Source organism: Mycobacterium sp. SMC-17 (genome assembly GCF_045310915.1).
Classification (GTDB): Bacteria; Actinomycetota; Actinomycetes; order Mycobacteriales; family Mycobacteriaceae; genus Mycobacterium.
Map to the genome: position 1 here is coordinate 1 of NZ_JBJIAK010000131.1, position 2,136 is coordinate 2,136.

Genomic DNA, 2,136 nt, shown 5'->3' on the forward strand with positions numbered 1-2,136 from the left:
CATCGTGGTGGATCATCTCGCTTCCCCCGCCAACCTTGCGGGATTCAGCGTGTCCAACACACGGGGTCAAGTCCCATGGATAGACTGCCGCTGAATTTCACGATTGGGAGGATCGGCATGGCGAATAGCCGTTGGGTATCGACGATCGTGGTTGCGGGCGTTGTCTTGGCAGGTGGCGCAGCAGCTACAGCGTGGGCAGGAGGTCCGCCCGGTTTCGTACAAGACGCCGAGGACGTATCGGTCGCGGTCGGCACGGGCGAATTCCAAGGCGCGCTGGTTGGTTTCACCGCTACCGGCGATACCAACGACCACGCTTCGGCGGCTGTCATCGCGGCGTGCAATGCCGCGGGCGGTGTGGAATGCACCAGCGATGAGGTGACCAACGATCGCCTGTGCATCGTGTCTGTGGGCGATGGGGTTACCCACGTCGTCAGTGGCGGCGCCGGAGTGACGGTCGAAGCCGCCCGTGACGATGCCTTCAACCGCGCCGCGGCTGCGGGCACGCCTCTCGGGGCGGATTCCACCACCGTCGTATCGGCCTGTCCCTGATGAGCGCGCACATGTCAGCGCGTACCGCGCACATCCATGTTGGTACCGCGATTGAGGGGAACGGACACATGCCAAGTCGACGCAAGGCGGCACTGCTGATGGTGAGTTTGGCTGCGGCGGCAGGCATCTCGGCGCCTGTTGCCAACGCTCGGCCGACGTGCCAGGACACGTTCGCCAAGACCATCTGTTCGACGAATGGCAGTACTTCGATCAAGGCGCGCCCGGGTACGGTCGCGCCGCCTGCCAACCAACCCATGATGCCGTGGATCGGTATGCCGGGACGCCGACGCTGACACTGACACCTGAGGTTGACCCGCCTGGATCAGGCGGGTCAACCTCGGCATCCGGCAGGCGACCGCGACGTTGACCGACGCGCGCCTCACTCCTTCTTGGACGGGATGACGATCACAACGATCAGCGTCAGGATCGAGAAGAACAGCCCGAGAATTCCCCAGCCCAAAGGGTTACGGCCTTTCGTGCCCGCAATTACCGCGCAGATGATCGCGGCAATGATGCTGCCGATCGCGACGAAGATTCCCTTGATGCCACGCAGGATGAATCCGGCCGCTTCTGGCTGGCTCTGTAGGGCGACTATCACTTCGTGAACCATGTCTATTCCTCACCCTGAGTGACGCGTCGACAGCATCAGCTGACTCAGCTATTCCCACACGTGGGATTGTCCAAACTTCAAGCGCGGCCGGCCCAACCGCGCCGACCCGACTCGACCGACTTACCGTTTCAGGGCGCCCGTGAGGCTGGGCAGCAGGACATCATCGACCAGGATTCGGACGGTGTCTTCAGTCGGCGGCCGATCTGACACCAATGCCCGGAACACCAGATACCCCGGCAGCAGATCAAAGATCTCTTCGTCGATGGTGGCGCCGTCGATCTCGCCGCGCTCGACGGCCTCGGCCAGCACATGGTCGAACACCAATTTGCGGTGATGCACGAACTTGGCCTGCATCACCGCCTGCAGACCCGGATTGTGTGACATCTCGTTCAGCACCGCCCGCATGGTCCTCGCGTGCACCTGCGCCTGATCGCATACCGACCGGCCGATCTCCAGCAAGTCTCCGCGCAGTGAACCCGTATGCGGCGGCACCGAAGAGCTGCGCGTGCCTTCGATGAAGGCCGCCAGCACCAAATCCGCCTTCGACGGCCAGCGCCGGTACATCGTCGCCTTACTGGCCTTGGCCTTGGTCGCGACCGCTTCCACGCTCAGGCGGTCATAACCGTGTTCCTGCAACAACTCCAGTGTGATCGCCAGCAACTCGGCTTCGCGTTCACTCCACGGGCAGTTGGCGGCATCGCCCACGTCCTCGGACATCACCACTCCCCTTCCTGCCGCACGCAGTTGGAATATCAGAGTTACACCACGGCGTTGCGCTTAGTCGCGGCAATGTGCGCAGCCTTTTGCCCGTATGTCAACTCGGTTGCGATCGCGCGTACGGTACCGTACCGTTCTCTTTCACGGGACGAATCGACGATATTGCTCGGCCTGTTCGTCTACGGGGCCTTGCCCCCATGTAGTGGACACGGGATTTGTGGTTACGCGGCTACTGGCAGCGTAGCCGGTGTTAGGGTCCT

The 2,136-nt window shown here is 62.6% G+C and carries 3 protein-coding genes; 1 reads left to right on the top strand and 2 read right to left on the bottom strand.

Annotated features, from left to right (window positions below; all coding sequences use genetic code 11):
• Window positions 1-75 precede the first annotated feature (75 nt).
• Window positions 76-549: a hypothetical protein gene (locus ACJH7A_RS30355; RefSeq protein WP_406803311.1), complete on the top strand. Its 474-nt coding sequence runs from the start codon at window positions 76-78 to the stop codon at window positions 547-549.
• Between the two features lie 379 nt (window positions 550-928).
• On the opposite strand, the gene ACJH7A_RS30360 is transcribed toward ACJH7A_RS30355, so the two are convergent.
• Both ACJH7A_RS30360 and ACJH7A_RS30365 read right to left on the bottom strand, forming a co-directional pair.
• On the bottom strand, window positions 929-1,159 hold the full coding sequence (locus ACJH7A_RS30360) for a deoxyribodipyrimidine photolyase (RefSeq protein ID WP_406803312.1): 231 nt from the start codon (window positions 1,157-1,159) through the stop codon (window positions 929-931).
• A 120-nt stretch (window positions 1,160-1,279) separates the two neighbouring features.
• The gene (locus ACJH7A_RS30365) at window positions 1,280-1,876 is read right to left on the bottom strand and encodes a TetR/AcrR family transcriptional regulator (RefSeq protein ID WP_406803313.1); all 597 of its coding nucleotides are present in this window, start codon (window positions 1,874-1,876) and stop codon (window positions 1,280-1,282) included.
• Window positions 1,877-2,136 lie beyond the last annotated feature (260 nt).

Coding starts and splice junctions, on each gene's coding strand:
- ACJH7A_RS30355 (WP_406803311.1), top strand. CDS start 76: ATGGATAGACTGCCGCTGAATTTCACGATTGGGAGGATCGGCATGGCG.
- ACJH7A_RS30365 (WP_406803313.1), bottom strand. CDS start 1,876: ATGTCCGAGGACGTGGGCGATGCCGCCAACTGCCCGTGGAGTGAACGC.
- ACJH7A_RS30360 (WP_406803312.1), bottom strand. CDS start 1,159: ATGGTTCACGAAGTGATAGTCGCCCTACAGAGCCAGCCAGAAGCGGCC.